At 69.0% G+C, this 25,511-nt stretch carries 26 protein-coding genes and 3 pseudogenes; 21 read left to right on the top strand and 8 right to left on the bottom strand.

Going from position 1 to position 25,511, the window contains the following annotated elements:
• From ACF062_RS26565 to ACF062_RS26580, 4 genes are all read left to right on the top strand, one after another.
• A complete protein-coding gene (locus ACF062_RS26565; RefSeq protein WP_392141875.1) occupies window positions 1-1,266 on the top strand; it encodes a beta-ketoacyl-[acyl-carrier-protein] synthase family protein in 1,266 nt (421 codons plus the stop codon).
• Window positions 1,267-1,274: 8 nt separating this feature from the next.
• The gene (locus tag ACF062_RS26570; RefSeq protein WP_392141877.1) at window positions 1,275-2,600 is read left to right on the top strand and encodes a cation:proton antiporter; all 1,326 of its coding nucleotides are present in this window, start codon (window positions 1,275-1,277) and stop codon (window positions 2,598-2,600) included.
• Window positions 2,601-3,116: 516 nt separating this feature from the next.
• Entirely contained in the window at window positions 3,117-3,749 is a 633-nt protein-coding gene (locus tag ACF062_RS26575; RefSeq protein ID WP_392141879.1) for a carbonic anhydrase, read from the top strand.
• Window positions 3,750-4,071: 322 nt separating this feature from the next.
• Window positions 4,072-4,482, top strand: a complete 411-nt coding sequence (locus tag ACF062_RS26580; protein ID WP_392141881.1) for a four-helix bundle copper-binding protein — start codon at window positions 4,072-4,074, stop codon at window positions 4,480-4,482.
• Between the two features lie 213 nt (window positions 4,483-4,695).
• On the opposite strand, the pseudogene ACF062_RS26585 reads toward ACF062_RS26580, so the two are convergent.
• A pseudogene (locus ACF062_RS26585) lies at window positions 4,696-4,893 on the bottom strand (hypothetical protein); the annotation flags it as partial.
• 274 nt (window positions 4,894-5,167) lie between these two features.
• Window positions 5,168-5,809 carry a nucleotidyltransferase domain-containing protein gene (locus ACF062_RS26590; RefSeq protein WP_392141883.1) on the bottom strand — a complete coding sequence of 214 codons (642 nt, stop codon included), beginning with the start codon at window positions 5,807-5,809 and terminating at the stop codon, window positions 5,168-5,170.
• 464 nt (window positions 5,810-6,273) lie between these two features.
• Here ACF062_RS26590 and ACF062_RS26595 point away from each other — a divergent pair, with 464 nt between their 5' ends.
• The gene (locus ACF062_RS26595) at window positions 6,274-6,423 is read left to right on the top strand and encodes a hypothetical protein (protein WP_392141885.1); all 150 of its coding nucleotides are present in this window, start codon (window positions 6,274-6,276) and stop codon (window positions 6,421-6,423) included.
• A 55-nt stretch (window positions 6,424-6,478) separates the two neighbouring features.
• On the opposite strand, the gene ACF062_RS26600 is transcribed toward ACF062_RS26595, so the two are convergent.
• Window positions 6,479-6,697 (bottom strand): DUF397 domain-containing protein, encoded by a 219-nt coding sequence (locus ACF062_RS26600; protein WP_392141887.1) that lies wholly within the window; start codon window positions 6,695-6,697, stop codon window positions 6,479-6,481.
• A 353-nt stretch (window positions 6,698-7,050) separates the two neighbouring features.
• Between ACF062_RS26600 and ACF062_RS26605 the strand changes: the two genes are divergently transcribed.
• On the top strand, window positions 7,051-7,590 hold the full coding sequence (locus ACF062_RS26605; RefSeq protein ID WP_392141889.1) for a DUF4232 domain-containing protein: 540 nt from the start codon (window positions 7,051-7,053) through the stop codon (window positions 7,588-7,590).
• A 77-nt stretch (window positions 7,591-7,667) separates the two neighbouring features.
• Here ACF062_RS26605 and ACF062_RS26610 read toward each other — a convergent pair whose 3' ends face one another.
• Window positions 7,668-7,991 (bottom strand): hypothetical protein, encoded by a 324-nt coding sequence (locus ACF062_RS26610; RefSeq protein ID WP_392141891.1) that lies wholly within the window; start codon window positions 7,989-7,991, stop codon window positions 7,668-7,670.
• Window positions 7,992-8,528: 537 nt separating this feature from the next.
• On the opposite strand from ACF062_RS26610, the gene ACF062_RS26615 reads away from it, so the two are divergent.
• Together ACF062_RS26615 and ACF062_RS26620 are read left to right on the top strand one after the other, a co-directional pair.
• Window positions 8,529-8,666 (top strand): hypothetical protein, encoded by a 138-nt coding sequence (locus ACF062_RS26615; protein WP_392141893.1) that lies wholly within the window; start codon window positions 8,529-8,531, stop codon window positions 8,664-8,666.
• A gap of 902 nt (window positions 8,667-9,568) precedes the next feature.
• Window positions 9,569-9,740: pseudogene (locus ACF062_RS26620) on the top strand (transposase); the annotation flags it as partial.
• A gap of 80 nt (window positions 9,741-9,820) precedes the next feature.
• Here the strand turns inward: ACF062_RS26620 and ACF062_RS26625 are convergent.
• The gene (locus ACF062_RS26625; protein ID WP_392141895.1) at window positions 9,821-10,363 is read right to left on the bottom strand and encodes a hypothetical protein; all 543 of its coding nucleotides are present in this window, start codon (window positions 10,361-10,363) and stop codon (window positions 9,821-9,823) included.
• Between the two features lie 394 nt (window positions 10,364-10,757).
• Here ACF062_RS26625 and ACF062_RS26630 point away from each other — a divergent pair, with 394 nt between their 5' ends.
• The 7 genes from ACF062_RS26630 to ACF062_RS26660 all read left to right on the top strand — a co-directional run bounded on the left by ACF062_RS26630 (window position 10,758) and on the right by ACF062_RS26660 (window position 15,791).
• Entirely contained in the window at window positions 10,758-11,453 is a 696-nt protein-coding gene (locus tag ACF062_RS26630; protein ID WP_392141897.1) for a maleylpyruvate isomerase N-terminal domain-containing protein, read from the top strand.
• Window positions 11,454-11,543: 90 nt separating this feature from the next.
• Window positions 11,544-11,669, top strand: a complete 126-nt coding sequence (locus ACF062_RS26635; protein ID WP_392141899.1) for a hypothetical protein — start codon at window positions 11,544-11,546, stop codon at window positions 11,667-11,669.
• Between the two features lie 519 nt (window positions 11,670-12,188).
• A complete protein-coding gene (locus tag ACF062_RS26640; RefSeq protein ID WP_392141901.1) occupies window positions 12,189-12,971 on the top strand; it encodes an IclR family transcriptional regulator in 783 nt (260 codons plus the stop codon).
• A 164-nt stretch (window positions 12,972-13,135) separates the two neighbouring features.
• Complete coding sequence (locus tag ACF062_RS26645) at window positions 13,136-14,200, top strand: Rieske 2Fe-2S domain-containing protein (RefSeq protein ID WP_392141903.1); 1,065 nt, start codon at window positions 13,136-13,138, stop codon at window positions 14,198-14,200.
• Window positions 14,197-14,463 (top strand): hypothetical protein, encoded by a 267-nt coding sequence (locus tag ACF062_RS26650; RefSeq protein WP_392141904.1) that lies wholly within the window; start codon window positions 14,197-14,199, stop codon window positions 14,461-14,463. The genes ACF062_RS26645 and ACF062_RS26650 overlap by 4 nt, the downstream gene beginning before the upstream one ends.
• A complete protein-coding gene (locus ACF062_RS26655; RefSeq protein WP_392141906.1) occupies window positions 14,460-15,431 on the top strand; it encodes a PDR/VanB family oxidoreductase in 972 nt (323 codons plus the stop codon). Before ACF062_RS26650 ends, ACF062_RS26655 begins: the two co-directional genes overlap by 4 nt.
• Window positions 15,432-15,647: 216 nt before the next feature.
• Complete coding sequence (locus ACF062_RS26660) at window positions 15,648-15,791, top strand: hypothetical protein (RefSeq protein WP_392141908.1); 144 nt, start codon at window positions 15,648-15,650, stop codon at window positions 15,789-15,791.
• 912 nt (window positions 15,792-16,703) lie between these two features.
• On the opposite strand, the gene ACF062_RS26665 is transcribed toward ACF062_RS26660, so the two are convergent.
• Together ACF062_RS26665 and ACF062_RS26670 are read right to left on the bottom strand one after the other, a co-directional pair.
• A complete protein-coding gene (locus ACF062_RS26665; protein ID WP_392141910.1) occupies window positions 16,704-17,414 on the bottom strand; it encodes a cation transporter in 711 nt (236 codons plus the stop codon).
• Entirely contained in the window at window positions 17,414-17,749 is a 336-nt protein-coding gene (locus tag ACF062_RS26670) for an ArsR/SmtB family transcription factor (protein WP_392141912.1), read from the bottom strand. Before ACF062_RS26670 ends, ACF062_RS26665 begins: the two co-directional genes overlap by 1 nt.
• A gap of 722 nt (window positions 17,750-18,471) precedes the next feature.
• Between ACF062_RS26670 and ACF062_RS26675 the strand changes: the two genes are divergently transcribed.
• The 5 genes and pseudogenes from ACF062_RS26675 to ACF062_RS26695 all read left to right on the top strand — a co-directional run bounded on the left by ACF062_RS26675 (window position 18,472) and on the right by ACF062_RS26695 (window position 23,714).
• Window positions 18,472-19,143 (top strand): esterase/lipase family protein, encoded by a 672-nt coding sequence (locus tag ACF062_RS26675; protein ID WP_392141913.1) that lies wholly within the window; start codon window positions 18,472-18,474, stop codon window positions 19,141-19,143.
• Between the two features lie 143 nt (window positions 19,144-19,286).
• Window positions 19,287-19,571, top strand: coding sequence for a hypothetical protein (locus tag ACF062_RS26680; protein ID WP_392141915.1), 285 nt, complete (start codon window positions 19,287-19,289; stop codon window positions 19,569-19,571).
• 286 nt (window positions 19,572-19,857) lie between these two features.
• A pseudogene (locus ACF062_RS26685) lies at window positions 19,858-20,586 on the top strand (transcriptional regulator); the annotation flags it as partial.
• A gap of 662 nt (window positions 20,587-21,248) precedes the next feature.
• Entirely contained in the window at window positions 21,249-22,061 is an 813-nt protein-coding gene (locus ACF062_RS26690) for an SAM-dependent methyltransferase (protein ID WP_392141917.1), read from the top strand.
• Window positions 22,062-22,487: 426 nt separating this feature from the next.
• On the top strand, window positions 22,488-23,714 hold the full coding sequence (locus ACF062_RS26695; RefSeq protein ID WP_392141918.1) for an FAD-dependent monooxygenase: 1,227 nt from the start codon (window positions 22,488-22,490) through the stop codon (window positions 23,712-23,714).
• Between the two features lie 86 nt (window positions 23,715-23,800).
• Here the strand turns inward: ACF062_RS26695 and ACF062_RS26700 are convergent, their stop codons facing one another.
• Window positions 23,801-24,970 (bottom strand): serine hydrolase domain-containing protein, encoded by a 1,170-nt coding sequence (locus ACF062_RS26700; protein WP_392141920.1) that lies wholly within the window; start codon window positions 24,968-24,970, stop codon window positions 23,801-23,803.
• A gap of 369 nt (window positions 24,971-25,339) precedes the next feature.
• Between ACF062_RS26700 and ACF062_RS26705 the strand changes: the two genes are divergently transcribed.
• Complete coding sequence (locus tag ACF062_RS26705; protein ID WP_392141922.1) at window positions 25,340-25,489, top strand: hypothetical protein; 150 nt, start codon at window positions 25,340-25,342, stop codon at window positions 25,487-25,489.
• The last annotated feature ends 22 nt before the right edge of the window (window positions 25,490-25,511 follow it).

A 25,511-nucleotide genomic window follows, 5' to 3' on the forward strand; every position in this document is an offset into this window, starting at 1 on the left:
GTGACTGCCAGGCCGTCGCGGGGCGGCCCGAGCGGGCGCCGAACGGAGCCCTTCCACGCCGCCATCACCGGGATCGGCATGATCACCGCGGCCGGCCAGGACACCGCCCGAACCTGGCAGGCCGTCGTGGAGGGCCGCCCCACGACGGCGGTGATCCCGGAACTGGCCGGGATGCCGGTCCAACTGGCCTGCCAGGCCTCGGCGTTCGACGGGGACGCGATCCTCGGCCGACGAGCGGCCTGGCGACTGGACCGCTGCACCCAGATGGCCCTGGTCGCGGGCCGTGAGGCGGTCGCCGACGCCGGGCTCATCCTGGGGGAGTGGGACGGGACTCGCGTCGGCACCGTGCTCGGCTCCGCGCTGGGCGGCATCGGCACCTGGCAGCGCGAGTACGACCGGCTGCGCGAGCTCGGACCCGAGCGGATCTCGCCGCTGACCATCCCCATGTCCCTGCCCAACCTGATCGCAGGTCAGATGGCCACCGACCTGCACGCCCGCGGACCCAGTCTGGTCACCAGCACGGCCTGCGCGTCCGGGACCACCGCGCTCGGAATCGCTCGTGACCTGCTGCGTCACGACAGTTGCGACATCGTGTTCACCGGAGGCGCCGAGTCCGGCCTCGTGCACTCGGTCGTCGCCGCCTTCGCACGCGCGGGAGCACTGTCCCGCAACACCGCCGACCCCGACAGGGCCTCGCGCCCCTTCGACGTCGACCGGGACGGATTCGTCATCGCCGAGGCCGCCGCCATCCTGGTTCTCGAACACCCCGACCACGCGCGTGCACGGGGCGCCCAGGTGTACGCGTACGTCAGCGGATACGGAGCGTCGGCCGACGCCGGCCACGAGACGCGCCCCGACCCGCAGGGAGCGGGCGCCCAGCGCGCGGTGGAAGCCGCCCTGCGGGACGCCGAGTTGTTCCCGACCGAGGTCGACCACGTCAACGCCCACGGAACGTCGACGCCGCTGAACGACCTCGCCGAGGGGCGGATGGTGCGGCGCGTCATCGGCGGGCACCCACTGGTCACCGCGGCGAAAGGGGTCACCGGTCACTCCCTCGGAGCGGCCGGAGCCGTGGAGGCCGCGCTCACCGCCCTCACGCTCAGGCACCAGATCGTGCCGCCCACAGCGGGCCTGCGGGAGACGGACCCGGCCGTCGATCTCGACGTCGTACGAGACACCGCACGCGAGGAGAGGATAGAGGCAGCCCTGAGCAATTCCTTCGGATTCGGCGGCCAGAACGCCGCTCTCATCCTCACCCGGGCTTAGGGGCTGCCATGCGACACGTACAGCTGGCCGCCGCGGACGCGAATGTACAGTTGGTCATCGATGTGCTGCCCGCGCTCCTGGTCATTCTGGTCCTCTCCGCCCTGTGCGGAAAGCTGTTCGCCATGCTGGGACAGCCCCGGGTCCTCGGCGAGATGGTCGCCGGCATCCTGCTCGGTCCCACCCTGCTGGGACGGGTGGCACCAGATGTCCAGAACTCGTTGTTCAGCGCGGAGGTGAAGCCCGTCCTCTACGTGCTCAGCACGGTCGGGCTGACGTTGTTCATGTTCCTCGTGGGCCTGGGCCTGGACCATCACACCGCCCCCAAGGGCTACCAGGGCACGGCCGTGTACATCGCCGTGGCGAGCATCCTGCCCGCGATCGTCGTGGGGTGCGGGGTGGGCCTGCTCTTCTACGAGAGCCTCTCGCTCGACGAGGTCAGCCCGGCGATGTTCGCGCTGTTCGTCGGCGGAGCCCTCTCGGTGACGGCCTTCCCGATGCTCGCTCGCATGCTGTTCGACAACGGGTTGGAGCGAACTCCCCTGGGGATCCTGGCGCTTTTGGCCGCGGCAGTCGACGACGCCGTCGCCTGGTGCCTGCTGGCCTTCCTCATCGCCTTCCACAAGGGCGGGGGTTTCGACGAGAGCATGCGTACCGTGCTGCTCGCCGCGGCTTTCACCGTCGTCGTCATGACCGCTGGCCGACGCCTGCTGGGCAAGCTGGGCGAACGGGTGGAGCGCGGCGGCATGCTGACCAGCGGTCAGTTCTGCGCCGTACTGGTGATGGTGCTCAGCGCGGGCCTGATCACAGAACAGATCGGTGTCTACGCGGTGTTCGGCGGGTTCCTGGTCGGTCTGGCCATGCCCCGCGGTGCGGTGCTCCGACGCGCCCTGCGCGAGCGTCTCCTGGACACCGTGCAGGTTCTGCTCGTACCCATCTTCTTTGCGTTCTCCGGCCTCAACACCAAGATCGACGGGTTCACCGAGGTCGCCACGGTCGTCCCGCTCCTCGCTCTGATCCTGGCCGCCTTCGTCGGCAAGTACGTGGGCTGCATCGCGGTGATGAAGGCGCGGGGCTTCAGCTGGCGCGAAGGGTCCGCCATGGGCTCCCTGATGAACGCCCGGGGGCTCATGATTCTTGTTTTCATCAACGTGGGGTTTGCACAAGGCGTCATCGGCCAGGAAGCGTTCTCCCTATTGGTGCTGGTCGCGCTCGTCACGACTGGTAGCGCGCTCCCGCTGTGCAAACTCTCGTTGGGCGGAAAATGGCCCCCGGCGAACGACGATGACCAGAACCGAGCGGTATCGGTTAGCGTGGAGAGCAGAACCAGCATTTGAGCGCTCAAACATCCGAGTGACTGATGAGCGATGCAGCTACGTGAAGCCGACGGGGGAAGGCTGCAGATGGAGCACGCTGGCCTATTGAGAACTGTTGTCGGGTGGCTGCTGCCCCTGTTGATGTGCGGGCACGCGCTGATGGGCCATGCCGCACCACTGGCGCAGTCCCAGACGCCACCCACGTCGGCCGCGGCGCCTGCTCTGAAACAGGAGGGCAGCGAGAGGCACCAAGACGAGCCCTCGGCTCCCGGCGCGGTCTGCGAGCGCGAGGGTGAGGTGGCCCTTCAAACGCAGCGGATGTCACATCCGTGCGCCACCGAGCCACCGCCCTTGGCCTCACTGGACCCACAGACGAGCAAGGCGCCACGCGCCCCACCGTTGGGGCGCCTCGCGGCACGTCAACCCACACTCCTGCACGACAGCACCACCAGGTCGAAGCTTCAAATGTGGTTGCTCTGACACGGCCACGATCAGACGCGTTCTGTTCGTACACCGCCGCGACAGAGGGACGACATCATGCACACGCACACCCCACGTTCATCCCGGTCGGCTCTGCCGCGCCAGAGCCCGCGAACTCGCGACCGACTGGGCAAGGAACTGCCGAAGGTCCTGTTCATCTCCTGCACGGAATCCCGACTGGCGCCGCAGAGGTTCGTCGCCCACCCGGACCAGATCTACGAGGTGCGCAACATAGGGAACATCGTCCTCCCCTACAACCCCCGCATCGTCTCGGGAGACATAGCCACGATCGAATACACGCTCACCCTCCCGAACCTCAGCGACGTCGTCATCTCGGGGCACTCCGGCTGCACCGCGGTCGCCGCACTGCTCGCCCAGAAAAGCGTCTCCTCCAGCATGCGGAGGTGGCTCTTCGTCGGGAACTCCCGGGCGGCCAGCCGAGAAGCCGTCGGTGCGCGGATCGGCGCGGTACTCGACGCCGAGGCATGCGAGCGAGCGGCCCGCGCCCACCTGCTGACACAACTGGCCAACCTGGCCGGCTACCCCGGTCTGGAGTCCGGCCGGCGAGGCGGGGACCTCCGCCTGCGGGCGCTGTTCCACTCCTCCGAGACCGGAGCGACCGACATCTACTCCCCGCGGGACAACTCCTTTGTCCCGCTGACTCATCAGGTGGCCGGCGCGGCGCGGTGAACAGAGCGTGGCCGGCCCCGACTCCTGCGACCGGCTCGTCGGCGGCTCCGGCTCCTCGAAGCCGGCATCGGGCCCTGCGTCACCACCCAGGGCCGCGGTGGCTGGACCGTCCGCGAGGCCGAGCGGCCCGGGCACGCCGAGAGCACCACTGCCCGGCTCGACTGCCACGGTCCCGACCCCTGCTTCCCGGTCACTGTCGCCGACGGCCCGGCGAGCACCCACCCGAGCTTCATCTCCACGGCGGGTTTCCTGCACGCCTTCCGGTGTTACGCGTAGAGGGGGATCACCCCTCCCGAGATGGTCCACCGTGCAGGAGGTATTCATGACCACCGTGGTCAAGGACATGCTCGACGCGTACCCCGCCGACCTGGGCGGTGTGGACCGCGCGAAGCTGGCCCGTTGTATCGAGGAGTGCGTTGCGTGCGCCCAGGCGTGCACCGCGTGTGCGGATGCCTGTCTGTCGGAGGACATGGTCGCCGAACTGACCAAGTGTGTGCGCACCGACGCCGACTGCGCCGACGTCTGCGCCGCGACCGCCGCGGTGCTCTCCCGTCACACGGGTTACGACGCCAACATCACCCGAGCTGTCCTCCAGGCGTGTGCCACCGTCTGCAAAGTCTGCGGCGACGAGTGCGCACGGCATGCCGGACAGCACGACCACTGCCGCGTCTGCGCCGAGGCATGCCGCCGCTGCGAGCAGGCATGCAACGACCTGCTCACCTCCCTGGGGTGACGTCCGCGCCACCGGCGCGGCCCATGCTCGGACCACCGCAACCGCGCGGGCCAGCCGCGGGCCCTGCACGCCTATCTGCGCCGGCAGTGACCGCCGCCCTGCGCATGCGGATATCGCAGGAGCCACCCGCGACGTCGCGACAGCCGCGCGCCCCGACTCACCGATCACGTCACCGCGACCGGCCGCGCTCTCCCCGCCTGGCTACGGTCACGCCTATGCCTCCGGGCCGCGTGAATGGTTCCGGAGCTGTCGCCCGAGGAGGTGGGCAAGGCCCTGGCGGGTGGCGGCGATGACGACCCGGTCCTGCGGACGCAGCACGTAGCCGGGGTGGAGTCGCCAGACCAGACCCGTCGGGCGCTCGGTGCCGTCGTCGGCAGGGGCGGGCGCCAGGTCCGGTAGACGCTCGTCGGGCGCTGCGGAGGGTCTCTGAAGCCGCGAAAGTCCACCGCGCGCACGCCCTGCTCGCCCTCACCAGCAACGACACCACCAACCTCGAAGCGGCCCTCTACGCGCGGCAAACCGTCCCTCGCCCTTGCGCGCCGACGGGTCAGCGTCCTGTGGCCATGATCCGGAACACATCGCCGTTCCAAGTCCCCGCTACCTCACATGGCCACGGCTGATCGAGCCGGGGAGCAGTGCTGCGTGTGAGCGGGACTCGGCGCGTGTTCCACACCCCGCGGTTCGGCTAGAGATCCACGAGCCACGGATGCCCCGGGTGTACACGCGCGAGTAGCCCGGCCAGGGTCTCGCGCTGAGCCCGGGTCATGTGCGGGAGGATCGCGTCGAAGTCTCGCTGATCCTTTCGGCGGGCGTGCTTGGCCTTGAACAGCAGTACCAGTTCAGGCGCCAGATACGGGATGCGGTCTCGGGTGTGGTGGATGATGTCGCTGTAGGGAAGCCGAATCTTCTCATCACGTCGGTAGATCCAGGTGTCGCCCTCGTGTGGCTCCCGGAACACGTCGAGCAGGTACTTCCCGGTGGCCGGATCGCGCAGCCATGTCTGATGTACGGCGGCCAGCACCTCCGGTGTGGCGTTCTCCCAGATCCGGCCGCTGCCTGCCGCGTCGAATACGTATCCGGGAAAGTGCTGACGGACCTCGGGGAAGCTTGCGGCCGGAACAGCGATCTCGATGTCGCCGTGAACGCGTGTCTGCCTGCCCAGGAACAGGTCCAGAGCCCATCCTGCGGCCACATACCAGGGCGTGCGAACCCCGGCCAGCCGCCGCGCGACCTCGTTCGGAGTCCAGGACGATGACCACCTGGCGTGGAGGCCATCGATCTCGTCGGGGGACAGCTCGATGCCGCCGCTGGGCAGTTGCTCGCTCACCCAGAGGAACCTATCAGCGGTCTCCAACGCCTGGCCGTGTCGTCAGCATCATACGCCGGCTTGACATCGAGATCGGGGAAGTTTGGGACCTCCGTTCGTCGAACTCGGCGGGTTGGATGCTGGAGGTAAGTGGCCTCTGGCGGCGCGGTCCGGCGGCATTTCCCGGAGTGCGGGGTGCCACTGGCCCCGACGAAGTCGGCGGCAGCGGTGCTCTGTTCGGGTAGCTGCCGGGCGCGGAGGTGGCGGGCCCGGGAACAGTCCCGACGCGCGGTCGTCGACGACGGCCAGCTCGCCATCGACCAGCTCCTGGAACGGCTCACCGACGTCCCCACCCCCGCGGACCGGCCCCCGACAGATCGGGTTGTCGGCCGCCACGACGTCCTGCCGATCATCGACCAGGGTACTGACAGCCTGCTGCAAGCCGTCGAAAGCACGAGAGATCCATGCCCCGCACAAAGCGGGGCATGGACCTACGCTCGGAGCTGCTTCCACCACCGGTGGAGCAACAACACGCTGAGGGGATCTGCGGCGAGATCGAGCGGATCGCAGGCGTGATTGCTCGCGGCGGACCGGCAGACGACGCCATCGCCGCCTTCAATGAAAGAAACGCTTGACGCACTGATGTCCCACAGGACGCCCTGTCGGACGCCACGCTGTGTTTTCAGGGGGTCAGCCGAACTCACCGGCCTGTGCTCCCGCACGGAAAGCTGCCCATTCTTCCTTGGTGAAGCGCAGATCACCACGGGCAGGGTCCTTGGAGTCGCGCACGGCTACGGCCCCGTGAGGAAGCGAAGCCATTTCCACGCAGTCACCATTGGCCAAACTGAAACTGCTCTTGTGCCACTCTGCCCCGTCCAGCTCCACGGCGTACAGGTCTTGCTTGCGCATAGCGAACCTCCCTTGGCCGCCCTCTTCCCACTCTCCGTGCATGGAGGGGTTACGGCGCGGCGGTTAGGCCGAATGGGGGATGTGACCAGTCTTCGGGTTCCCAGCTGGGTTTTGAGCCTTGAAGACTTTCGGCCTACCCGCTCAGATGCGGGGTGGGGCAAGGCTCGACCACCAGCCCTGCGCGGCAATTGGTGGCAATGCTCGGCGCGCAGCCTCGTGCAGATGTGCGGATCAAGGCGATCGGAGATACTCGTGCGTGGTGACGTCGGCATGTGCCGGCACGCACAGCAGCCCGTTGAACAGCGGCTTGTCGACGGCACGCCATCCGAGATCCTCACATCCGGAGGTGGACCATGGCACGACAGTCCCCCCGCAGGGCCGCCCTTCTCGTCGCCGGTTTGATGGCCGCGACCATGACCCCCGCCCTCGCGGCGAGTCCAGCTACCGGGCAGGCGGCTCCGTGCCAGGCGGGCGCCCTGACGCCATCTTGGGCGTCGGGTGGCTCCGCCAAGCCCGGAGGCGTTCCGGATGAGCAGGTGACCGCCGTGGTGGCACTGAAGAACACCGGCTCCCGTGCGTGCACGGTCCACGGCTACCCAGAGGTGACTCTGAAGATGGGTACGGAGACAGCCGGAGTGCAGACCGAAACCTTCCGCGAACAGACGTCCGTCCGGTCCAAGCCGGTTACCCTCGCCGCAGGTGCCTCCGCCCGGTTCACTCTCACCTTCCTCTCGGCGAAGGAGAGTGAGGACAATGTCATCGTTCCGGGGGTCGCCGCGATCACTCCCCCCAACGGCAAGGCCTCGAAGGACCTGAAGTGGCGCTGGGGCCCGGTCCTGCGCCAGGAAGCAGCCACACACCCGGGCAACTTCGTCAGCCCTGTGACCAGGTGAGGCCGGCGGCACCGTGCTGCTGGACCTGCGAGCGGGGTGTTCACATGTTTCGACAGCGCCCAGACAAAGGATGCCCGTCATGAGCACGGGCCGGCCCCTTCGTCCCGTCCGGCCCGCGCACTCGGCACCTGTGGTGTTCGGGGCTGGAGCAGCCATCGCGTACTGGGCGGGATGATCGGGCTGGGCGGTGCCGGGTTCCGCCTACCACTGCTCATCGGCCTCTCCTCGGGTTCGCCGGCTGCCGGTACGGCGGCCAGCCGACGGGCAAGGGCGACCAGGACCACGGCCAGGCTCAGCGCCTTGTTCACGATGACGGCGGAGAGCGCCCTCAGGTGCGGGCTGTCCCTGCCGCAGGAGCCGATCGAGAGCGGGCTCCTTCCCGCCGTGGTCACCAGCACCATGTCCCTCCTCCTGGTAGCGCCGGTGCACGGCAGTGTGGTCGGACTGTCGCGAGTGTCTGAGCGAGGTTGCACAAGTCGTGTCGCAGAGAAAACCCAGTGGTGCTGGGTCGCCTCCGGGCTGACGATCGCCAAGTTCCATGGACACGGGTCCACCACCCAGACGGACTTCTGCAACCGGGCCCAGCCTTCTTACGGCTGCAACAACCAGAGCCCGCCACACTCGACGACATGGCCAGGCGCCGGAGCAGTCTCGGCATGGCCCGCACCGGCTCGGGTCTGAACAGCGCGGCGACGTTCAACCAGGTGTACACCGACGTCAAGGCAGCCCGACCGGTCGCCGCCCGCATCGGCCGGACGTCCCGGTGGCGGCCACATGAACCTCGTCTACGGCTTCGACACGTCGAACACCACCATCGCCGTCGCCGACCCATGGCCGGACACCGCCATGTACACGTGGTGGAAATACAACGACTACGTCAGCAACGGCTCGTCCAAGTGGACACACTCCCGCATCGGCATCTCCCGCCAAGGCAGGCGATGTGCGCGACACCCCCCACCCAGGGCGGCGGCTGGCACCTGGCGGCCGTACGCGAGGGTGACAGCCACGTCTCATACGCGGGCAAGGCCACCGTGGGAACGCTGGTCTTCACCGAGCCCCAGATCCGCGGCTGGTAGGAGGACGGCGCGTCGGCCACCACCCCGCTGCTCATCGGCGGTTCCGGCGCGGCACTCGCCCTGGCTGAGTCCCGGCCTGAGTCGGTGTCCCACGATCACGATCGGCGGCGGGCCGAGCTGTCGCCCCCTCACTCCGGAAGCCCTCACCTGGAAGCTCCCGAAGCCGCCCGGCAGCGGGGCGGCCCCGATCAGGCACGGTCGGGACACCCCAGCGCCGACGCAGCGCTGGCCGCAGACAACCGCACCGATGCACAACCGCACCGGTGCCTGAAGCGCTCGCTGGCCAGGGCGGCGTTAGTAGCCGTGTAGTTGATGTGGCCGCCCTCCTCAGAGTGCGGGGCGGTCGCTTCGTAATAGTCGCGGGCGCAGGCGCCACTCTGCCTCCCACGGCTCGACATCCGTCCATCCCAACCCGAGGGCGATCTCGTCCCAGGCCGGTGCGAATCCGCACGGATCAGGTCCGGCATCTGGTAGCGCAGCCCTCGGACCCCGGCACTGAAGGTTGCGGGCAACGACACGTGATACGCCTCCGGACAGCCCGCGCAGAATCCGCGCGCCACACCGACATGCCACCCTTGCTTCCCTCATCGCTGCGTTACCGCGACAGCGGCTTCCGCTACCGGGGCGGATGGGCGATGGCCCTGCTTCGCTTGGCGTAACCCGTCTGGCGGCGCCGCGCTGTTCCTTCGAATGCGAGAGGTGTCGGCGTCGGCCGTCCTACGGGGTGCACCTGCGGGGTCACTGCCAGCCGCAAGGGGTCCGACGGTACTGGCCGGCCATGGTCACGGGCTACTCGCCAGCCGGCTACCGGGACTTCGACTGGTTCCGCTGCCGCGCTCCCGATGACTCTGGAGGAGGCAGTTCACGCTCTGTCGGCGGATGCTTCGGTGGCCGCGGAGTGGAGACGGGAGGTCGACCGTCTGCTCGGCGGGGGCGACCCGCTGTCGGTCTGGCCTGCGTCGGCCAAGACAGGCATGACAGGCGCCGACGTCGACCTGCGGTGGCAGGCGCTTCCTCCGCGGGTCCGATCTTGAGCCCGCCTTCAGGATGATCAAGCAGACACTGGGCTGGACCTAGACCCGCCCGAAGCGACCGATGAGGACGTGTCCGTTCTCCGCAAGGCGCCCCACAGGTGCCCGGTGCGCCGATGAATCCTAGGTCACGAGAATGGGGCGCCGGCCAGGGCGTTCACGCCACTCCTCAGCCTCGGCGTGCCACGCGAATCTGACCAGATGCCCGTTCCTGCGCACTGTCGTCGCCGTCCAGTGGCCCCCGTGCTCCCAGTGGATTGTCGCTGCCGTGCCAGGGCGTCGGTCGGCTTCGCTGACTGGCGCATCGGCGTCACAGAGCGCGGGCAGCTGGGCCAGGGCTTCGGGCGCGATGTCCACTTTCATCTCGATCTGCCAGCCATCCTCCGTGCGCAGATGGATGGCGTGGACGTCGTCGGCGGGCTCGTCCAGGCTCGCCCGGGCCTGGCGCCCGATGAACCGGCGCAGGATCTCGCGGGTTCCCGTGCTCATCCCCGTCGCAAGGGCGTTGCCGAAGTACGTGGAGATGGCCTGCAAGAACGGCGTGGCCGCCATGCTTGCTACGACGAGCACCACGTCCGACACCACTTCAGCAGGGGCCGCGGCATCCTGGCTGTCGTCCGAGGGGTCCGGCACATCCGGGACGTCATTCCGGTCGTCGCTGCTCATGAACCCCCCGCTTGATCACAGCCAGGTGCAAGACATCGTGTGCTCAGGGTACTTGCCCAGCAGAGCAGGTCGCCGCCCCCGGCAAGAGGAAGGAAGGCATGTCGATGGCAGAGCTGGCTGCTCCTGGTGGCGGCGGCCCTGACTTCCTTGGCTGGGGCCAAGTGATGTTCACGGCACGGTAGTTGCCATAAAGATCTTCTTCCTGGTGCACTTCGTGCGCGGTCGCGGCAAGCAACCCTCCGTCCAACGTCCCTCCGTCCAACGCCGCTCCACCAGTGGCATCCGATGCGCCCCTCACCGAGTGGCACGCACGACTGCTGCTGAGCGGGAGGCAACCTCCCCGTCGTCCCGGGTACGAGGGAGCTGGACCAGGCAGATCGAGGAAGCGGGAGCAATGCGGATAGGGCGAATAGGGGAGACGCAGCCTCAGGCGTTCAGTGCTCTGAAGAGCGCGTACGAGGCCTTCGCGCACGTGGTGGCATCGCTCGGTGAGGAGGAGTCCTGGCTGCCGACCGGATGCGTGGGGTGGGCCGTACGGGATCTCGTCTTCCACTGCTTGGGCGACGCCCAGAGAGGGCTGGTGGCTCTGCACACGCCGGCTGACGGGCCTGCGGACCGCGATGCCATCACGTACTGGGCGACCTGGCAGTCAGGTACGGCACGTGCGGCGAGTGAGCAGCGGCATGCCCGGGTGGCCGCCAGCATGTTCCCGGAGTTCGGGCAACTGCGCGAGCTGTATCTGGCGACCACGGCGGCAGTCGTCATCGCGGCCGAACGCAGCGATACCCGGCAGCTCATCAGCACACAGGGGCATGTACTTGCCGCCGATGATCTGATGGCGACCCTTGCTGTCGAGGCCACGATTCATCACCTCGACCTCGTCGCTCATCTTCCAGCGACTGCGCCTCGGCCGGGAGCCGCCGGGCTGGCGTGTGTACGGGGGACAATCGACGGCCTTCTCGGGCGCCCGGCACCCGAGAACTGGAGCGATGAGCACTACGCGCTGGTCGCAACCGGCCGGTTGCCGCTGACTGCCGCGGAAAGACACTGGTTTGGCGCCGACGCTGATCGGTTCCCGCTCTTCGGGTGACCGCTGTGGCGCGGGAGGCGACAACACGATCGCGGGGAAGGCCAGTGTTCCAGCCCCCGCGATCCACTGGGCCGCACCACGGCCTACGACGTGGCCGGGCAGTTGCTCAGCCGCAAGCACTCCGACGGCAACACCAGCGCCTATACCTACGACAACGACAGCCGCACCGCGACGACGGCGGCCTACAGCAAGACCACCACGTACGCATGGGGCTAATGAACGCGGACGCGTGGCGGAATATCTGCGAATGGCACCTGTGATCAACGCTCTCATGGATTCACCGAGGACGGCGTGGGAACCGAATTCTCCGTTACGCACAAGGCTGAGCGGTCCGGTTCCCCGACGCCGAAAAGAGGATCGGCCCGCGTCGAGCTGGTGACTCGAAGAGTCTCGCCTCCGGGGCACTCCGTGGCCTAGACGACGCCGAGCAAGCGGCGCTCCCCCCGGACCATGAGCCCGACCTGCCCGTTCCGGGCGGCCGACGGCTCGTCGCACCCGACCTGATGGCGCAAGCGGCCCCACCGCCGGCCGAGGCGAGCGGAAGCAGGCATGACGGGATCCGACCGGCCGCGGAGCGCCCGAGCCGCTCTCCGTGAGGTAGGACATGCGGACGGTGGACAGAGCATCTGGGTCACGGTACCCACGTGTCGACCTCTCGACGGGGCCGCGGCCTTCTTGCACACTGACCGCCACGGCTTCGGCCGAGTCGCACGGTCGGGAAGCGGTGAGGGCCCCTTGGATGACTCGCTCGTACGTGAAACCCGGCGTTCCGGGCCCGTGCTGGGCCGCGCACTGCGAATCCTCGGTGCCTTCAGCGCGAACTGCCCGGAGTTGACGCTGAGCGAGCTGTCCCGGCGTTCCGGGCTGCCGGTGTCGACGGTGCACCGGATGCTCGGTGAGCTGATCGCCTGGGGAGCGCTGGAGCGCGGTGACAAGGGGTGTTACCGCGTCGGCCTGCGACTGTGGGAAGTGGCCTCTCTCGCGCCACGCGGCCAGGGCCTGCGCGAGCGGGCCCTGCCGTTCCTGGAGGACCTGTCCCAGATCACCCGTGAGAACGTCCAGCTCGCGGTGCGCGAGGGCGTAGAGGTCGTCTTCGTCGAGCGCATCGCGGGGTCCGGCGCGGTGCCCGTGCTGACGCGCGTGGGCGCGCGTTTCGCCCTCACGGCCACCGGTGTCGGGCTGGTGCTGCTCGCGCACGCTCCCGATGAGGTGCAGGAGCAGGCGCTCGCCGGCCCCTTCGAGCGCTTCACACCCAGCACGGTCACCGACCCGCGGGAGCTGCGGCGCATGCTGGCCGACGCCCGTGCCCATGGCTATGCCGTCAGTGACCGCCAGGTCACAATGGACGCCCTGTCGGTCGCAGCCCCGGTGCACGACAGCGGCGGCGCGGTGGTCGCCGCGGTCTCGCTGGTGGTACGCCACGGCAGCACCTCCGCGCACGCGCTGGCCCGGCTCGTCTGCATGAGCGCTCGGGCGATCTCCCGCGCCATGACCACACCACCGGCTCCGCGGCTCTGAACCGCGCCGGCTCCGAGGGCCGTGCCCCCCGTTCCTCAGTGCAGTCCGCCCGGGAGTTCGCAGAAGTTTCCCGGCATCCGGAAACGCACCTGGTGGCCCGCGGGCGCCCGGCCCACGATGGTCCGCACCCCGTCGACGCCCGGACCACTCCGAAGGGAACTGTCATGACTGCTTTCGTACGCGATCAGTGGTACGTCGCCGCCTACGGCCGCGAGGTCGGGCGTGAGTTGCTCGGACGCACCGTACTGAGCGAGCCGATCCTGCTGTACCGCACGGAGGACGGCCGGGCGGTGGCAATGGCGGAGCGCTGTGTGCACCGGCGCTTCCCGCTGTCGCAGGCGCCGAGCCGGCTGGACGGCGACCGCGTGGTGTGCGGATACCACGGTTTCACCTACGGCACCGATGGCGGCTGCGTCTCCGTGCCCGGTCAGCGGCGCGTCCCGCGCACGGCGCGCCTGAAGACGTACCCGGTGGTCGAGCAGGACTCCTTCGTATGGGTGTGGATCGGCGACCGCGAGCCCGGTGACACTCTGCCGCCCCGCGCCCCGTGGATGGACTCGCCCGACTACACCGTCGTGTCGGGCATGGAGCCGATCGACGGCGACTACGGTCTGCTCGTCGACAACCTCATGGACCTGTCCCACGAGACTTACTTGCACGGCGGCTACATAGGCACTCCCGAGGTGGCCGAGACGCCCATCACCACCGAGGTCGACGACGCCGTCGGCATCGTCCGCGTGAGCCGCCACATGGACGACGCCGAGTGTCCTCCGTTCTACGCGCGGTCGACGGGCATCGAGGGCCGGATCACCCGCCGGCAGGACATCGAGTACCACGCGCCCTGTCTCTACGTGCTCCACTCGCGCGTCGCTCCCGTCGGCGCGCCGGGCCCGCATCCGGACGGCAGCGACCCCCATGCCTTCCACGTGGAAGTCGTCTACGGCATCACGCCGTCGACGGAGAAGACGACGTACGACTTCTGGGGTGTGGCCCGCGACTTCGCCCTCGACGATCAGGACGTCACCGACTACTTGCGGCACAGCAACCACACGGTGGTCATGCAGGACGTCGTGGCCCTCAACGTGCTGCAGAAGTCCCTGGACACCGAGCCGCCCGGTTACCAGGAGCTGAGCATCAACATCGACACCGGCGGCCTCGCCGCCCGCCGCATCCTCGCCCGTATGGCCCAGGAGAGGGACGCGACGCAGGCCCGGGCGATGGTTCGATGACCCCGCTCCACTCGCCCGTCCTCCCCGGTGAGAACGTCCACCGCATCCACTGGATGCAGGGAACCGACCGGCTGCTGGCCGTCTGTCACTGCGACGCGCAGCGGGAGTTCGAGGACCCGGTGGCACTGTGGGTCCGGCTGCTGGGCCACCCCGAGGGCCACCATCCCCGCCCCGTCCCGGAGCCCGCTCCCGCATCCGCCCCCAGCTCCGCCCCGTGGCCCTCGCCCGAAGACGCCTCCGGCCCGGAAAGAGAAGCACCATGACCATCACAAGCCTGCGACACACCGCGGTCGAACTCGACCTGACCCTGGTGCGCAAGGAGACGCTCGCCGAGGGCGTCGTCGGGCTCAGCCTGACCCACCCCTCCGGCGGGCGGTTGCCCGCCTGGAGCCCGGGCGCCCACATCGACCTGGTACTGGGCCCCGGCCTGGTCCGGCAGTACTCGCTGTGCGGCGACCCGAGGGACGCCTCGCTCCTTCAAGTGGCCGTGCTGCGCGAGCCGCAGAGCCGGGGCGGCTCGCGCTATGTGCACGAGACGCTGGCAGAGGGCGACACGGTCAGGGTGTACGGCCCCCGCAACCAGTTTCCGCTGGTCGACTCACCCCGCTATCTGTTCATCGCCGGCGGCATCGGCATCACCCCGGTCCTGCCGATGATCGCCGCCGCCGAGCAGCGGGGCGCCGACTGGCGGCTGGTCTACGGCGGACGCAGCCGCGCCTCAATGGCCTTCACCAGGCAGCTCGTCAAGAACCACCCCCACCGCGTGGAACTGTGCCCCGAGAACGAGAGCGGCCTCCTCGACCTGGCAGCGCTGCTCGACAGCCCCGCCCCAGGAACCCTCGTCTACTGCTGTGGTCCCGGGCCGCTGCTGGACGCGGTGGAGCGGCGGTGTGTCTCCTGGCCCAAGGGCACGCTCCGCGTGGAGCGGTTCACGCCGAGGGCGGGGGAGCGCGACGCTCCTTCGGGCTCCTTCGAGGTGGCACTCTCCCGCAGCGGCATCACAGTGACCGTCCCACCGGACAAGACCATCCTCCAGAGCGTCGAGGAGGCGGGCGTGCAGGTACTGTCCTCGTGCCGGGAGGGCACCTGCGGCACCTGCGAGACCACAGTCCTGGACGGCGCGGTGGACCACCGCGACTCACTGCTCTCGCCGGCCGAACAGGCCTGTCACGACACGATGTTCATCTGCGTCTCGCGCGCCGCCTGCCCGCGTCTCGTCCTGGACCTGTGAGAGTCCGTAGTCCCGCGTCAAGGGCCGCGCACTCCCGCGCGAAGTTCTCGTGGTCAAGACCCGCCACCACTTCCACGGCGAGCAGCAACTGCTGCTCGCCGTGGTGCGTACGGGCACGAGCGGCTCGACGAGCAGTGGCTGCGCGTGTCCGGCTCCGAGGCCACAACCCCTGACCACCCCGCCCACGACTTCTTCAGCCACTGGCAGGAGGAGGGGATGCGTGAACTCGCTGACCGTCTGCGGGACGGTGCCGAGTCGGGTGAACTCGAAGCGGGTCTCGACCATGAGAGCATCGCGCGCGAGTGCGCGGCACGGGACTGCGGACCCAGTGGCCGAACAGTGGCCGCTCCTTCGACCTGACCGCCGTGACGCGCGACCGGGGCCGGTGATCAGCCCTTGCGTCGATTCCGCGGATCACGCAGGCGTGGCGCGGTGCCGGGCAGGACAAGCGACCAGCGGCTGTCCGTATCCTCGACCGCACCGGCGGAGGCACCCTGGGCGCCGCGCCAGGCCGAACCGGACATCCGCAAGGAGCTGGTCCACATCATGCGGGCCTACACCTACTACGACCCGGTCATCGCGCCATACGGCGACCGTACGCAAGCCCGTATCGAAGCCGCGCGGTCCGCGCGCCCCGCGCCGCGATCGGCCACGGAAGCGAGGGGACGCTCCAGAGTCCGGGGCCGGCTGTTGATCGGCCGCACCCTGTCCCGTACACGGTCGACCCCGAGGACCGCGACGTGGCCTCAAGGGCCGCGGACTCCTCCCCTCCTGCCCGATCGGGGCGGGCCCGCTCACCCGCCGCGCCGACGCCGGGTCCGCGCCCACCTCGACGACCATGTACTTGCTGCCGGAGAACACCCAGACCCTGCCCGGCACACCCGGAACCGGCACCACCGCATCGACGTGTGAGCCGGCGGCCGGGTGCGCGAAGCACCGAGGCTCCCCCTTGGTCGGGCCTCGTGCGAGGCGCTGGGACAAAGAGGTGATCCAGTCAACGGGTGGTCTCTCGCTGACCTCCGGGCAGACGCGGTGAACTGGTGCGTCAGGGAGAGAAGCAGGCACTGGAGCTTTGCGCCGCTGCCCCGGATGACGTACGTGTTCCGCTGCCCCGGATCAGATGCCGGACGCGCTCCGTGCCCCCGCTATCCGCAGCCGCTGCGTATTCAGGGCCGCTCGACGTATGTGCACAGCAGCCAAGACGCGACCAGCGCCACAGCGAAGGAAACAACGGCCATCCTCCCCGGCCCCCACGACCGATATCCGTAGAGGTCAGGTGCAGCAGGCACAGCCGGGCTCGCAGCCGCAGGTGTCGGTCTCGGCAGCGGCTTTCGTGCTGACGGTGGGCATGGGGCCGCAGCAGGTGTTTCCACGCCAGGCTTCGCGGCCTTCCTTGACGGCGACGGCGGCGATGACGAAGGCGGCGATCGGGTCGGCCCAGGACCAACCCAGCAGGCTATTGGCGATGAGTCCGGCCAGGAGGACGGCGGAGAGGTAGGTGCAGAGCAGGGTCTGCTTGGAGTCGGCGACGGCGGTGGCAGAGCCGAGTTCGCGTCCGGCCTTGCGCTGGGCGGCGGACAGGAACGGCATGATCGCCAGTGAGAGTGCGGCGATGACGATGCCGGGCGTGGAGTGTTCGACTTCGCCGGTGCCGGTCAGGACCCGGATGGCGTCGATGGCGACGTAGACCGCGAGGGCGAAGAAGGAGAGGGCGATGATTCGTAGGGTGTGCTTCTCGCGTGCTTGGCGGGCCTCGTGGTCGGGTGCGGAGAACTGCCAGGCGACCGCGGTGGCGGAGGAGACCTCGATGACGGAGTCGAGGCCGAAGCCGACCAGCGCGGTGGAGGACGCGAGGGTGCCGGCCGTGATGGCGACGATTGCCTCGATCACGTTGTAGGTGATCGTCGCGGCGACCAGCAGCCGTATTCGCTTCGTCAGGACAACGCGGCGTGCCGGGGGCGGTTCGAGGGATGTCGCGGTCATCAGCAGCAGCCCTTCGTCTCGGCGTCGACGCAGGTCCGGTCGGTCTCCACGGCGACAACCGCGGTGCGAAGGTCGCCCAGCGCGTGACCGAGCCGGGGGTCGGCAAGCTCGTAGCGGGTCCGGCGACCGTCGGGGACGGCGACGACCAGACCGCAGTCACGTAGGCAGGCCAGGTGGTTTGACAGCCGGGTCCGCGAGACGCCGATCTTGTCGGCAAGGTCGGACGGATAGGCGGGGGCATCCCGCAGGGCCAGCAGCAGCTGGCAGCGGATGGGGTCGGCGAGAGCACGGCCGAAGCGCGCGAGCACCTCGATCTCCGGGGCGATGGTCAGCACCCTCCGACGATACACAGAATACTGAATTCAGGAAACCCTGAACTATTATGGTGCTCGACGGCCCGGGATGCGGTCGGCGATGCATGTGACGGCGGCGGCTTCGAGTCTCTCCAGCAGCCGCTGGTCCTTGAGGGCCATCTGACGGACCCACACCGTTCCTCATCCTGCTGATCGCGGCAGGCTGGGTCGCCGCCCTGACGAGATGACGACCGACGGCTCACGGATTATGGTCCGCACTGCTCACCGGGGATGCGGCGGCAGGACGGGCGAACGCCGAGTACGTAGGAGAGCTGATCGCGGTCCACAACGCCCACGCCACCATCGGTACGTGTGCCGGCAGCACCAAGGTGGGCGACACAGTCCGGCTCAGCGCGCCACGTCCCCCGGGCTGGCTGCTGTGGTCCCGCCGCTAGATCAAGAGTGATGGGAAGTACACGGCCCCGCGGCCTTCGTAGCCTTGGACGGCCGCGCCTTCGCCCGCTCGGTGTCGGTCTTCGACGGCCGCCGCCTGACGGGCGATGTCGAAGAGGCGACGACCCTGGGTGTGACCGTCCGTTGCGGGAAGGGCGGTTGCCGTACCTCGCCTGGCGTCCGGCGCACGCTCCTTGGGCTGTACACGGTGGGCGGGCGGCGTGACGTTTCGCGTGAAATTCTCCCCCGTGCGGGTGAGTTGAGGTCAGGGCTCCTGCCGGGGAGCACGCCGGGGCGCTACAACCGTACCCATGATCAACAGCCCGCTGCGCATCGCCTCCGTGTTCCTCGTGGCCGCGGTGCCGCTCCTTCCCGTCCCCGCCGTCGCGAAGACCGCAGCCCCACGACCCGATCCAGTCGTGTTCGTCCACGGCTTCGCCTCCGACGGCTCCACGTGGAAGGACATGGCTGGCCGCTTCCGCTCCGATGGCTGGCCTGTCGGCCGCCTGCACCAGTGGAGCTACAATCCGGCCCAGTCCAACGCCACCACCGCCCGCCAGCTGGCCCGGAAGATCGACCGGGTGCTGAAGGCGACGGGTGCCAGGAAGGTCGACCTGGTCACGCACTCGATGGGCGCCCTGTCCTCCCGCCATTACCTGAAGAACCACGGTGGCCTCGCCAGGGTCGACGCGTTCGTGTCCCTGGCCGGCCCCAACCACGGCACAGACCTCGCTCGCTGGTGCGGTGACCCCTCCTGCGTCGAGATGCGCCCGAACTCCGTGTTCCTCAAGGCCCTCAACGCGGGCGACGAGACACCTGGCGCTGTCCGCTACGCCACCTGGTCCTCACCCTGCGACCAGGTCGTCGCCTCGGCCAGCACCGCCCTGTCCGGTGCGACCAACCACAAGACCGCCTGCCTGTCCCACACCCGCCTACACGCCGATCCGGGCGTCTATAAGGAGGTGAAAGACCACGTCGGCTGACTGGTCCGCTCCCGACGGACTATGCGGGGACCCGCGCCCGCCGCGGCGATCAGCCCTCCCATAGACAGGGGCGGCGGTTGGCCGGTTGATCGGACATGCGACAACGCGAAGAACGATTCATGTTGAGTACGGTGAAGCGTGCCGTGACCATTGCCGCGGTTACCGGAAACCTGCTGGCCGTGTCGGCCGTGAGTGCGGGCGCGACCAGTGTCATCGGCGCCGGAAACAGCGCCCATGACAACCACTGCGCCAACAGCGGCTCGGTACGCAGCACTCAGCCGAGCGAGCTCTCCCCAGGAGCCGCAGCAGGCAACGTGCTGGCCGTTCTGTTGAGCGCTCCGGCCAATCAGTGCGGTGAACTTGGCCTGCCCAAGGAGGACAAGGCCGAGCAGCCTGCGGAGAACGTCCACATCGACGTCGCGGAGTGATCGTCCGACCTCCTCGCGAACTCGACAGTCCGCGTGACCGCCGAAAGAGCTGGGCGAAGCCCAGGAGAGCTTCCTGCGCTACCTCTACGGAGAGCTCGGCACCCGGACCGTGGTGTTGCCGGGGGCCTCCAGCGGAGGGGCGGCATCGGTTCAGGGCGTCAGTGCGCTGCCGCCCATGGGCAGCCACGCAGGTGGTCGACGCTGGTGCCGGTGAAGCGAGCGGTGGCGGTGGCGGTGGCGCCTCGGCGTACCGGCAGGTGGAAGGGGGCTCTCCAGGGGCGGGCGCTCGGAGCGCTCCTGCGTGCAGTTGTGCATTCCGTCGTGGGGCGCGCTCGACACCCGGCACCGGTCCGACACAGGGCAGTTGCCGCCTGCCGCGCACGAATGCGGCCCGCGTGATGACGCCGCGCGGATCGAACCGCCGTGACCGGCCTGGAGCTGATGACCGCGCTGCACCCGCCGACCCGTGCCTTCGAACCGGACGCACCGGGCAAGCGGCTCTCCGAGCGCAACCCCGGCTCTCTGGGCAAGGATCCGGTGGACTGCGCACCGGCCTTGGGCGCCGACGCACGTCAAGAACCCCGTCTTCGAACCGAACGCGCCCTGTTCCTGGCTGGTCGACCTGAGCCACGTCGACCTGTCCCGCGTGAAGGTCGCCAAGGACAAATGGGCGCAGCTGGACGCCGGGCTGCTGACCAGTCCGTTCCCGCCGAAGGGCGAGCGCCCGGAAGGGCCGGCCCTGGTACGCCACGCCGACCCTCGCGTACTCGCGTACGCAGTGGAGCTCGGTTACGACGTCGCGCCGATCGAGGCGTACGTCCGCCACGACAACGGCCGCCGCCACCTGGACGCCTGGTACGACCGACTGCGCGATGCCCACCTCACGACGGTGGCCGACCTCGGCGTGCACGCGGACCTGTCGTCGGTCGACTTCCTCGCGGCGATGGACGGCTACCGGTGGTTGGTACACACCTACGCACATCTCGTAGTTCCACCGAAGCAGACCGCGAACGGGTGCCGGCCGGCCCTGCCGGCCCCGCGCCTGCATGCACGCAGGCCGGTTGTGGGCTGCGGAAGGCCGACGGCGTCCTTGGACGGCTCAGGCCGAGTCTTGGCCGAAGCCCCCTGCCCGGCTGGCATTCTGACGTTGCGTCAGCAGCAGCCCTCGTAGCGGAGTTGCCGGAGCAGTGTGCAGCGAGACTCTCCGGCCCGGGCTGCGGCTTCAGCACGGGCCCCATGTGCCGTCCCGGTAGGCGTCCTGGTTGTGGGCCGCGATACGCCGCAACGTTTCCGGCGGCGGCCGCTGTCTCCGAGGTCACGCCGGGAACCACAGACGCAGACGTCCTCGACAGCACGGCCGCGCCTGTCCTCCTCGACCTCACCTGCACCGCGTGCGGAAGGCGCGCGCTGAAGACACCGGAGGCCTGGACGGGGGAGTGCACGGCGCGGGGCTCCCTCCCGGTCTCGGCGGACAACGCCGGGGTGGGGCGCGGCCACGCGAGCGTCTCACGGCCGTCGCCCGGGACACCCGGCTCCCTTCGGAACTCCCGAACTCCGGGACACGGCGAGCCAGGACCACGACAATGGCGGCACGGTCCATAGTCGCCACGATGGTTGCGCACCAAGGGCATCCCGGCATCCCATGTGTGCGCGGGGAGGGAAAGGGGAGGGAAAGACGTGAGTGGGAGCCAGCACCCGTCGGACGTGTCGGGCAGGCTGAATACCGGTGTCGCGCACAATGCCCGGGTGTGGAACTACTGGATCGGCGGAAAAGACCACTACGAGGTCGACCAGCGGGTCGGTGACCAGGTCGCCGAGGTATTCCCCGTCATCCGGGACGTGGCGCGCGCGGACCGCGGCTTCCTCCGCCGGGCGGTCGGTTTCCTGGCCGCGGAGTGCGGAGTGCGGCAGTTCCTGGACATCGGCACCGGGCTGCCGACCCTGGACAACACCCACGAGATCGCGCAGCGCATCGCGCCCGACTCCCGGATCGTCTATGTCGACAACGATCCCATCGTGCTCGTCCACGCCCGCAGCCTGCTGGTCGGCACCCCGCAGGGAGCCACCGATTACATCGATGCCGATGTGCGTCGTCCGGACAGGGTCATCGAGGGCGCCGCAGCGACTCTCGACCTCGACCGGCCTGTCGCGGTCATGATGCTGGGCATCCTCAACTTCGTCCTCGACACCGCCGAGGCGTCGGACATCGTGCGCCGCATCATGGCATCGGTGCCCTCCGGCAGCTATCTCGCCGTGACGCACCCGACCACAGACAGCGACCTCGGCGGTGAGGGCAACGTCGAGGCCATGAAGTTCTGGAACGAGAACGCCACGCCGCCGATCACCGCCAGGAGTCGTGCGGAGATCAGCGCGTTCTTCGACGGTCTGGATCTCCTCGCCCCGGGTCTCGTGTCGTGCTCACTGTGGCGCGCGGCGTCGGAATCTTCCGTCGTACTGCCTCAGTTCGGCGCGATTGCTGTGAAGCCCTGACCGGATGAGCGCTGTCCGCGGGGTCTGACTGCCGGCCGGGCCTGACCCGGCCCTGCTGTTGTACGCGTCCCAGCGATGACCAGCCCAGCGGCCGGAGCCGAGAGCGAAGTCGGCATCGGCTCGCCTCTCCGGTGCGTGACCGGGCAGGGGCGTTTGTACTTGACGCGGGACGGCCGTCATGCGCAGCCGCCGGGTTGCCCATGACCTCCGCAAGGCGGCACGGCGCGTCGTCCTCGGGCCGAGGACGGGGTCGAGCGGCCGGCCGAGGGGACAGCCGCTCCGAGCGTGCCGCGGCGTTCGCCTGACATTGCACGTGGCTGTGTCGTCGTACTGCGTGAGACCGCGTCCTCCTGCGGCACAGGACCGGTTCGTACATCACACACAGCGCAGCAAGCTCATGGACGACGAAAGGGAACGGGAACTGCCATGTCACCTTCAGCAAAGGCAGGCCGGGCACTGGTGGTCGGTCTCGGGATCTCGGGCATGGCCACCGCTCTGCGGTTGCGTCAGGCCGGTTGGGAGCCGGTCGTGGTCGAACGGGCTCCCGCCCGGCGTTCGGGCGGCTACTACATCGTCCTGTTCGGCTCCGGCGTCGCCTCGGCGCGGCGGCTGGGCGTACTGGAGGGGATCGGTGACCGCGGCGGGCCGCAGATCGCTCTCTACGACGTCGATCGGAGCGGCAACCGTCGTCCCAGAGTGAACCTGGGGTCGCTGGCCGGAGGGCCCCGGCCGCTGCTGCGAGGTGACGTCGAGCGGGGATTGTTCGCGGCGTTACCGGACGATGTGGAGATCCGCTTCTCCACCGTGCCCACCCGCATCGCCCAGGACGAGTCCGGCGCGTACGTCCGCCTGCGCGACACCGAGGCCGACACCACCGTCGAGGAGCGCTTCGACCTGGTCGTGGGCGCCGACGGCATGCGCTCCACGGTGCGCGGGCTGGCGTTTGAGCCGAAGCGCTACCTGTATCCGCTGAACTACATGATCGGCGTCACGCTCCTGGACGGGCCGGTCGACGGCTTCGGCCTGTCCGAGGGGATGATCCTGGCCGAACCAGGGCGTTCGGCGTGGGTTTTCCCCTTCGCCGACCGGGCACCGAGCCTTCTGTTCTCGTACCGCACCCATGACGTGGACGCCGAGTTCGGCCGCCCGTCGGCCGAGTCCATCCGTGCCGCGTTCGGCCCCGAGCCGACGGGCCCTCTGCTGGAGGGCCTGCTGGCACGGTACGAGCGGGCCCCTGACGCTCTGTTCGACTCGGTGCAGCAGGTACGCATGCCCAGCTGGTACCGCGGAAGGGTCGTCCTGATCGGCGACGCGGCCTGGTGCATGACCCTGTATTCGGGCATGGGTGTCTCCGCCGGAATCGCCGGCGGTGAGCTGCTGGGAACCATGCTCCAACGTCACCGCGGCGACGTGTCCGGCGCGTTGCGGGCCTGGGAGGAGCGGATGCGGCCGTTCATTCGCCACCAGCAGGACAGTGCGCTGGTGGCCGGACGCCGGATGTTCACCCCGCTGGACCGCAAGGAGCTGATCGTGCGCGCCGGTGTGAGTCGCCTGATGCGCGCGCCCGGCCTCGGCAGGACCATCTGCAGGAAGCTGCTCGACAGCAAGGACATGAGGGCGAAGAACGCGGATGTCGCCGCGCCGTGGGCGTAGGCCGCCCCGTCCCTGGAATGCCTCTCGGTCCCGGGACGAGGCGGCCGGCGGATCTGCGGCGGGAAAGCTGCGGCGGGGCGGCTCCCTCAGCGGGCCGCGCCGCAGAATTCGGCCTCCGTGATCCGCTGCATGGACGTCGCGTCCCAGTCGCCGTTGTAGTTGAAGGCGAGTTGGTGGCGTCCGTCCTCGGTGGTCACTGCCATGGAGAGCCAGCCGACCATGCCTCCACCGTGGCCCCAGAGCGTCCTTCCGCAGCTCGTCTCGATGCGGGTGAGGCCCAGCCCGTAGGAGATGTCGGTGGGTCCGGGTGTGACGGCGGTGGTCTGCATCGCCTTCAGCTGCTTCGACGGCAGGAGCTTGCCCCCCAGCAGGGCACGGTAGAAGCGGTTCAGGTCACCCGCGGTGGAGATGATGTCGCCGTCGGCCCAACCCTGCGAACCGTTCATCTCGGTGATGTCATCGATCCGTTCGGGCTTCGCCTCGAACAGCTTGGAATAGCCGCGGCTGCTGGGGCGGGGCAGGTGGATGCTGTCCCCGGGGTTGGACGTGTCCTTCAGCCCCAGCGGCTTGATGATGCGGTCGCGGACTTCGTCCTCGTACGTCCTTCCGCCTGCCTTCTCGATGATCAGCCCGGCCAGGACGTAGTTGGTGTTCGAGTACGCCTGCCTGGCGCCGGGTTCGAACAGCGGCTTGTGGGAGAGCGCCACCTTCACGTGCTTCGCGGGCGGCAGAGTGTCGTAGCGGTGTTTGAGGTAGCCCTCCTTCAAGTACGTCTTGCCGTACTTCTCATCGGCCAGGTAGTCGAACAGACCGCTGGTGTGGTTGAGGAGTTGCCGGACGGTGATGGAGCGGCCGTCGTTGCCGTTGCCCCGTATCAGGCCCGGCAGGTGTTCATCCACCTTGTCGTCGAGGCTGAGTCTCCCCTCCGTCTCCATTTGGAGCAGGACGGTCGCCACGAACGTCTTGGTGATGCTGCCGACACGGAACTTGTCGTTCTTGCCGCGCGGCGCACCCGACTTCAGGTCGCCCACTCCGGACGCCGACTTCCAGACACCCCTGGCGTCACGCGCCTGAGCCGTGACGCCGGGAATGCCTGCCCGTACGGCCGCGTCCATCGCGCGCTGCGTTGCCCGGTGACCGGGCCCCGCGGGAGGTGTGTCCGTCGCCGCCTGGGCGGGCATCACGAAGGCCGCGGCCGCCATCGCCGCCGCCGCGATGCCCACCACACCGACCTTCGTGTTCTTGCTCGACGCCATTCCGTGCTCCTCGCAGTCGTCCGCATCAGATCAAGCCGTACTCGTCGCGGGTCCCTGGCAGCCGAGGGGTGTCACCGACCGCGTTGCGCGAGAGCCGCTTATGTACCCAGACCACAGACCACACCCAAGAGGTTGAGGGGACCCGGCGAAAGATCGCGACGAGCAACCGGACCGGTGGCCCTCCATCGCGCTCAGCCAGGCAGGATCCTCTGGTGCACCGCGCCTACGACGACGCTGAACTGCTCGCCTTGGTCCGCCGCCACGTCACGCCCGGCCGCCGCTGCATGAAGCTCGGCGGCGGTCTGCTGCGCCTGGAAGGGCGCGAGTACGACCGGGGTTCGTCGCGGGACCATGCCCGCGGGCGCGGGAATGGTCCCGCGACCCCGACAGTGGATCCTCAGCGGAGACGACCTCTACCCGATCGGCGAGACGTGGGGCACCGAGAAGACCGACGCCTACCAGCCCATCCTCCTCGGCACGGAATCCCGGTGCCCGAAGCAGACCGAAGCAGGTCCGTGAAGAGCTGCGGGATTCGATGTGA

Origin of the sequence: Streptomyces sp. NPDC015345 (assembly GCF_043078805.1) — a bacterium.
In the GTDB taxonomy this organism is placed as follows: Bacteria; Actinomycetota; Actinomycetes; order Streptomycetales; family Streptomycetaceae; genus Streptomyces.

What these genes read in the sequence shown, in the direction of transcription:
- ACF062_RS26570 (WP_392141877.1), top strand. Translation starts at nt 1,275, where the DNA reads ATGCGACACGTACAGCTGGCCGCCGCGGACGCGAATGTACAGTTGGTC.
- ACF062_RS26700 (WP_392141920.1), bottom strand. Translation starts at nt 24,970, where the DNA reads ATGGCGTCGAGCAAGAACACGAAGGTCGGTGTGGTGGGCATCGCGGCG.
- ACF062_RS26695 (WP_392141918.1), top strand. Translation starts at nt 22,488, where the DNA reads ATGTCACCTTCAGCAAAGGCAGGCCGGGCACTGGTGGTCGGTCTCGGG.
- ACF062_RS26575 (WP_392141879.1), top strand. Translation starts at nt 3,117, where the DNA reads ATGCACACGCACACCCCACGTTCATCCCGGTCGGCTCTGCCGCGCCAG.
- ACF062_RS26625 (WP_392141895.1), bottom strand. Translation starts at nt 10,363, where the DNA reads ATGAGCAGCGACGACCGGAATGACGTCCCGGATGTGCCGGACCCCTCG.
- ACF062_RS26600 (WP_392141887.1), bottom strand. Translation starts at nt 6,697, where the DNA reads ATGCGCAAGCAAGACCTGTACGCCGTGGAGCTGGACGGGGCAGAGTGG.
- ACF062_RS26655 (WP_392141906.1), top strand. Translation starts at nt 14,460, where the DNA reads ATGACCATCACAAGCCTGCGACACACCGCGGTCGAACTCGACCTGACC.
- ACF062_RS26705 (WP_392141922.1), top strand. Translation starts at nt 25,340, where the DNA reads ATGGTCCCGCGACCCCGACAGTGGATCCTCAGCGGAGACGACCTCTAC.
- ACF062_RS26650 (WP_392141904.1), top strand. Translation starts at nt 14,197, where the DNA reads ATGACCCCGCTCCACTCGCCCGTCCTCCCCGGTGAGAACGTCCACCGC.
- ACF062_RS26610 (WP_392141891.1), bottom strand. Translation starts at nt 7,991, where the DNA reads ATGGTGCTGGTGACCACGGCGGGAAGGAGCCCGCTCTCGATCGGCTCC.
- ACF062_RS26665 (WP_392141910.1), bottom strand. Translation starts at nt 17,414, where the DNA reads ATGACCGCGACATCCCTCGAACCGCCCCCGGCACGCCGCGTTGTCCTG.
- ACF062_RS26605 (WP_392141889.1), top strand. Translation starts at nt 7,051, where the DNA reads ATGGCACGACAGTCCCCCCGCAGGGCCGCCCTTCTCGTCGCCGGTTTG.
- ACF062_RS26615 (WP_392141893.1), top strand. Translation starts at nt 8,529, where the DNA reads ATGTGCGCGACACCCCCCACCCAGGGCGGCGGCTGGCACCTGGCGGCC.
- ACF062_RS26675 (WP_392141913.1), top strand. Translation starts at nt 18,472, where the DNA reads ATGATCAACAGCCCGCTGCGCATCGCCTCCGTGTTCCTCGTGGCCGCG.
- ACF062_RS26595 (WP_392141885.1), top strand. Translation starts at nt 6,274, where the DNA reads ATGGACCTACGCTCGGAGCTGCTTCCACCACCGGTGGAGCAACAACAC.
- ACF062_RS26580 (WP_392141881.1), top strand. Translation starts at nt 4,072, where the DNA reads ATGACCACCGTGGTCAAGGACATGCTCGACGCGTACCCCGCCGACCTG.
- ACF062_RS26660 (WP_392141908.1), top strand. Translation starts at nt 15,648, where the DNA reads ATGCGTGAACTCGCTGACCGTCTGCGGGACGGTGCCGAGTCGGGTGAA.
- ACF062_RS26645 (WP_392141903.1), top strand. Translation starts at nt 13,136, where the DNA reads ATGACTGCTTTCGTACGCGATCAGTGGTACGTCGCCGCCTACGGCCGC.
- ACF062_RS26630 (WP_392141897.1), top strand. Translation starts at nt 10,758, where the DNA reads ATGCGGATAGGGCGAATAGGGGAGACGCAGCCTCAGGCGTTCAGTGCT.